This is a genomic window from Phycisphaerae bacterium, assembly GCA_012729815.1.
Classification (GTDB): domain Bacteria; phylum Planctomycetota; class Phycisphaerae; order JAAYCJ01; family JAAYCJ01; genus JAAYCJ01.
Window position 1 is genome coordinate 1 of the sequence record JAAYCJ010000244.1, and the last position, 5,495, is coordinate 5,495.

General features: G+C 63.3%; 7 protein-coding genes. All 7 read left to right on the top strand.

Features of this window, described 5'->3' with window-relative positions; genetic code table 11:
• The coding region (locus tag GXY33_16020) for a hypothetical protein (protein ID NLX06644.1) at positions 1-459 on the top strand (459 nt) is incomplete at its 5' end.
• 462 nt (positions 460-921) lie between these two features.
• Entirely contained in the window at positions 922-1,146 is a 225-nt protein-coding gene (locus GXY33_16025) for a hypothetical protein (GenBank protein NLX06645.1), read from the top strand.
• 207 nt (positions 1,147-1,353) lie between these two features.
• Positions 1,354-1,620: a hypothetical protein gene (locus tag GXY33_16030; protein NLX06646.1), complete on the top strand. Its 267-nt coding sequence runs from the start codon at positions 1,354-1,356 to the stop codon at positions 1,618-1,620.
• Positions 1,621-1,689: 69 nt separating this feature from the next.
• Positions 1,690-1,956: a hypothetical protein gene (locus tag GXY33_16035; GenBank protein NLX06647.1), complete on the top strand. Its 267-nt coding sequence runs from the start codon at positions 1,690-1,692 to the stop codon at positions 1,954-1,956.
• Between the two features lie 216 nt (positions 1,957-2,172).
• Positions 2,173-3,189 (top strand): LacI family transcriptional regulator, encoded by a 1,017-nt coding sequence (locus GXY33_16040; protein NLX06648.1) that lies wholly within the window; start codon positions 2,173-2,175, stop codon positions 3,187-3,189.
• A complete protein-coding gene (locus GXY33_16045) occupies positions 3,182-3,937 on the top strand; it encodes a DUF1559 domain-containing protein (protein ID NLX06649.1) in 756 nt (251 codons plus the stop codon). Before GXY33_16040 ends, GXY33_16045 begins: the two co-directional genes overlap by 8 nt.
• Positions 3,938-4,043: 106 nt before the next feature.
• On the top strand, positions 4,044-5,495 hold a 1,452-nt coding region (locus tag GXY33_16050; GenBank protein NLX06650.1), incomplete at its 3' end, for a hypothetical protein.

The following is a 5,495-nucleotide window of genomic DNA, read 5'->3' on the forward strand; positions in this document are numbered from 1 at the left end:
AACGCCAACGACGGCCGCGGCTGCGTCGTGCTGCACTCGGAGGGCAACGTGCGGTATCCCAAGGGCAATCGGCCCGAGGCGGTCGAGCTTGCGGTGGGTCAGAAGGTTTCGCGCATGGTGTTCCTGGTGGCCGGCGCGTGGACGGGCGAGGACGGCTCGACGGCTGCGGAGTTGGAGTTTCACTTCGAGGGCGGTCAGTGCCTCTACGAGACCGAGACGTTCGCGCTGAAGGCCGGCGTGAACTTCGGCAACTGGTGGATCGGCGACGGATCGATGCCGGGAGCCCGGCTGGCCTGGTCGGTTCGCGATCCGCGGGTGGACAACAAGATCGGCTTGTGGATGGTGGAGTGGACCAACCGCCAGCCGCAGGCCCAGGTCCGATCAGTGACCTTCCGCAGCGGCCACACGATGGCCATTCCGGCCCTGGTCGCCGCCACCGGCGAGGCATATCGGGAGTGACCGGCCTCGGTCGTCCCCGAAAGAGCGGCACGGATCACGCGGGCCACGCGGAGGGGATTTCGAATTCTGGACTGCTTTGAGATAGTATGGTGCGTCGTTCCGACGCACCATTACCCTTGAGCGGGTCAGCATCTCCTCCGAGAGCGGATGCGACGAGTCGCCGCCTGCGGCTGAGTTGGCCCGCCACGTGTCGGCCCTCCTATCGGGCCAGATCGGTTTCTCTGATCAGCATCAAACTCACCGTGGCCACGGCGTGGGTAGAACTCCGGTGGATGCTCTCGACCTGTATAGGGTTGACGAGCTGGTTTCGAGCGGGTAGACTTGGGCAAGTGGTTGAGGCAAATGTGCGGCAGGTGGGGTCGTTTGTGAACGAATTGACAGGCCGGTTGGTGTTGTGAGGTGCCGATCGGCGAGTAACAGCGTAGGTGCTGGCAGTCTCCATCAGATCGTGGAGGGTGTGCCGTGTCAGAGGCATTGAAGTACGATCGCGAACTGAACGGTGCGGAAGCGCAGGAATTCGCGCGGCTCCATCTTAATCTGATCCGTGTGGACGTTGAGAGTTGGATTACGGAATACGTTTGTCCGGAAACGGGAGGCAGGTGGATCGAGGATTACCCTCACTCTGAAATGCACGGCGGCGGGCCGCCACGACTCCGGCGCGTCGCGAGAGATACAGGAGGCGCCTAGTCGGCGGGACAAGCGGAAGCCGCCGCTGTTCTTCTTGCTGTAACTGCAGTAGGGACCGTGTGCCTGATGTGGCCGACCCTAGTGAAGCGGTTTCGTATTTGCTTCAAGAGAATATGGGAAGCGGACAGCCCTGGCGCGGTCATATCTGGAGGGACAGACGCCGATGTGAGAGAGACCGCAACGTGTCGCCGTGGAAGGAGGTCGATCGTGGCCGACAAGAAGAAGCTGGTGGTCTTGCATGTGCAGGATGTGCACGTATCTGCTCCGCCGGGTGAGAAGCTCCCAGCCTCTGTCTGGGTCTTGCCTGACTATGGTGAGGCCGACGATGGCCCAGCTTTCTGGGAAGACCCGCAGGCGGTTCAGTTAACCGAATTCATGGATTGTGATGCTGCCCTCAAGATCGCCGGCGCGGTCGCCATGCTTCTTCAGTCCCTTGGTCACGATACCGAGTTGGCAGAGGGCGCGAACGACTGACATTGGCCTCAATCTACACATCAGATGGTACGGCAGGCAGGCGGCTGGTAGAGGACAGGGAGGTACGCCATGAGCGATGAGAGAAAGCTGTTGGTTCTACTTCTGCAGGAACTTGATGCTCCTGTTGGCTCAGGCGAGAAGGCCCCGGCCTCGGTGTGGGTCCAGCCCGACTATGGCGAGGCCGATGACGGACCGCGCACCTGGGAGGACCCGCAGGCTGTCCAGTTGACCGATCCCATATCTTTCGACAGTGCCTGGGGTATCGGCACGGCGGTCGTGAAGCTCCTGGAGTCCCTCGGGTACGACGTTGTACTGGCGGAGGAAGCGTCTGCCTGATAATCATCGGTCGCCCCTCGCATCCGCGGGTGACACTTGCGGTGCATCCTACCCATTTTGGCAAACCAGGACTGCAAGCCGGCAGAACGCCCTCCAAGCCGTCTCTCCGGCGCTGTTCCCGCTCCGATTGCGCCTTGACTCTATTGGCGGATGCAGCTACATTGTAGGTGCGTATACGAATACGCATCCTATGAAAGGGTCGTTGTGGCGGTTACGATGACGGACATCGCGCGGAGGGCCGGGGTCAGCCAGGCCACGGTTTCGCGGGTATTGAGCGGCAAGGGGTCCGCCGCACGGATTTCGGCTTCGACCCAGCGGAAGGTCCGTGAAATCGCCCGGGACCTGAACTTTCAGCCGTCGTTTGTGGGGCGGGCGCTGATCCGGGGCAGGACGCTTTCGATCGGGTTCATGTGCGGCAACCTGGGCAACCCGTACTATCACGAGATGGCTGAGATCGCCATGGCTGAGGCGGAGGCGAGGGGGTATCACCTGCTGATCGGCGTTTCGCCGTGGCAGAGCCACGCGGATGACCTGTCGCGGTTCGACGCCCTGATGTCGCGCGGGGTGGACGGGATGATCTTCTTCGGGTCGGCTTTGGAGGCCCAAACGCGGCAGTATCGCCAACTGGTTCGCGAGAGATTCCCACTGGTATGCGTAAATTATAAATTCGAGGGATTGTCATGCATCCTTTCGGATTTTCAGCCGGGGATGAACGAGGCGGTTTCGCACCTGAAGGCGGCGGGACACAGGCGGGTCGGCTACGTTGACGTCGACAATCCGGAGAAGCTGAGTGCGCTAGCGAAGGCGGGGGCGGCGATGGGCGTGCGCGTCGAGCCGATGCCCTTTGCGTATCGCGGTTTTACGGGCCTGCCCGCGGCGGCGCGGGAGTTCGGCCGGCAGGTGGGCCGGCGGCTGGACCGGCCGACCGCGATGGTCGTCGGCAGCGACTATCTGGCGGGTCCGTTCCTCAGCGGTCTGGACGAGGAAGGCGTGCGGACGCCGCGCGACGTGTCGCTGATCGGCATCGACGGGACGGCATTCGCGGCGATGCTGGCGCCGCCGCTGACGTCGATCAGCCAGGACCCAGCCGGGATGATGAAACTGGCGGTCGGGATGGTGATCGAGATGGTCGACGGTGAGCGCGAGCCGGGCGAGGTGGTCACGCTGCCGACGAATTTGATCGTCCGGCAGAGCGTCCGCGAACAACGGGAATCGGAGGTTGGCGATGCGTGAGCGACGATTCGGGATATCGGGCTTTACACTGATCGAACTGCTGGTGGTGGTGGCGATCATCGCGGTGCTGGTCAGCATGCTGCTGCCGGCGCTGAGCGCGGCTCGGGAACGGGCCCAGTCGGTGGTCTGCATGAGCAACCTGAAGCAGTTGGGGCACGGCTTCGCGATTTACGAGGGCGAGTTCAATTCGCTGCCGCTTGGTTTTCGCGGGTGGACGTTTCGGCCGGACTGGTATCCGTGGAACGACGCGGCCAGCGACCCGTTCCCGCCCGGCGGTTACGCTTATTTCGCGTGGTACGCCGAGGGGATCGGCGATCGGTTTGGCCGGTTGGCGCACGGGATCGGGCCGTACTTCAAGCGTGACTGGACCGGGGACCAGAAGGTGTTCTGGTGCACCAAGGCCAGCGGGCACAGTGCCGGATACGCCGTCAATTTTCCTCTGGGGTATGCGGCGTATCTGGGAAAGAACGTGACTTCGTCTCCCGACATCACGCCGATGCTCATGTGCGGCTGGGGCTATCGTGTCTGGTCGGGCGGCTACGGGTTCGACTACACGTTCGTTCCCGTGGACAACTACTGGGGTTGGGGCGGTCTGGGGGCGCAGGAGTTCATGAGCATGGCCGGCTGTCACGGCGGATCGGCCAACTTTCTCTTTCTCGACGGGCACGTTGTCGATCAGCCGTTGCTGGGGTCCGCCTCGGACTACAGGAACCGCTGGGCGTTTTTCGGAAGCGATACATCCCGTTAGGCTGGCCTTCAGCCGCATGATCGCGGCAGCAAGATCACCAACATGGCGAGCACGATATGCATTCCCCCAGGACCACGTTGTTCCAGGATGCCGTTGGGAGCCCATCATGAAACTGCTGAAATTGTTCGTCTTCGCAGCGTCGATCGTCCTTGTCGTTCCGATTTCGCTGGCCGCCCAGGAGGTCGATTTACGGAACTTCGCCAACGGACCCGGCAAGGATGAGACCGTCACGTACGTCGATCTGACGCCGTACGCCAATCGACGGTTCGAGGACGAGACGCCGGACGACAAGGTCGGCGGCTGGACCGATCAGGGCTCCAACGACCTTCGATTCATTCCGAAGGGTTATCAGTATTTTCGCAACGTGCCGTTTTACGTCGCCGACAAGCTGGCGGTGGTGGGTAATGTGGCTGAGCCGGGATGCATCGCGCTGCGGAGCAGGAACAATCTGCAAGCGCCGATCGAGAGCGAGCCGATTGCCGTCGACGCCGCGGCGCAGTATCTCTATTTCCTGCACTGTTGCTCGTACGGTGAGCCGAACGTGCACTGCGCCGATTACCAGGTGCGGTACGCCGACGGGACGAGCGAGACGATTCCGCTGCGCGTCGGCCGCGAGATCGACGAGTGGTGGGAGGCGGCGGCCACGCATCGGCCGCTGAATGCGGTGCTGGCCTGGAAAGGGCAGAACCCGGTCAAGGACGACGTAGGATTCTACCTGTTCGAGTGGCACAATCCGCATCCCGAGAAGCGGGTTGCCGCGATCGTCTTCCGCAGCCTCGATACTGTCACCACGCCCATCCTGATCGCCGTCACCGCATCGGATCGCAGGATCGAGATCGGACCGCAGCCGCGAGTGTTTGAGGACACCGGCTATGCCGTCTGCGAATATCGCGACCGGATCAGGACCGCGCCGGTGTTTGCCCGCGGATCGGCGGCGCTGGCGCTGAACCGCGCGCTGCCGATCGCCGCTGAAAGCGAAGTGCGCCGCGCCCGCATCGACGTGATCCGCTATCGGGCGACGAAGGCCGCCAGCGTCGAATGCACCCTGGGCGGCGTGACCAAGACGATCCAGCTTCAGCCGCGACAGCTCCGCGCGCAGTTCGTGTTCACCGAAGCCGACGTGCTCAAGCACCTGACCGACAACAAGTCCGCGTTCCAGATCATCGTCAAGACCGACGATCCCGACGGCGTCGGCTTCTACCGCTACGAGACTAACCCCAATCACGATTGGATTCCCAGCGGCGAGGACCTCGAGCACGGGGTGTTCGCGGTCAGCGGCGTCTACGACGTCACGCCGTTCCTGCCGCATCACAAGCTCTCCGGCTACGTCGAACACCGGCCGAGCCCGGTGACCTCGCAGCCGGCGGCGCGCGAAGACGCCGGGCTGACCGTCGCCGCCGTCGAGCCCGACTGGACCCGCGCCCGCGTGTGCCTCAACGGCGTCTGGCAATGGCAGCCGGGCGGGCCGAAGGGTTTTGTCGCTGCGGAGGACAACATCCCCGCCGACGGCTGGGAGCAGATCGCGCTGCCCGCCGACGTGGGCCCGAAGGTCTTCGAG

Coding starts and splice junctions, on each gene's coding strand:
- GXY33_16035 (NLX06647.1), top strand. CDS start 1,690: ATGAGCGATGAGAGAAAGCTGTTGGTTCTACTTCTGCAGGAACTTGAT.
- GXY33_16040 (NLX06648.1), top strand. CDS start 2,173: ATGACGGACATCGCGCGGAGGGCCGGGGTCAGCCAGGCCACGGTTTCG.
- GXY33_16045 (NLX06649.1), top strand. CDS start 3,182: ATGCGTGAGCGACGATTCGGGATATCGGGCTTTACACTGATCGAACTG.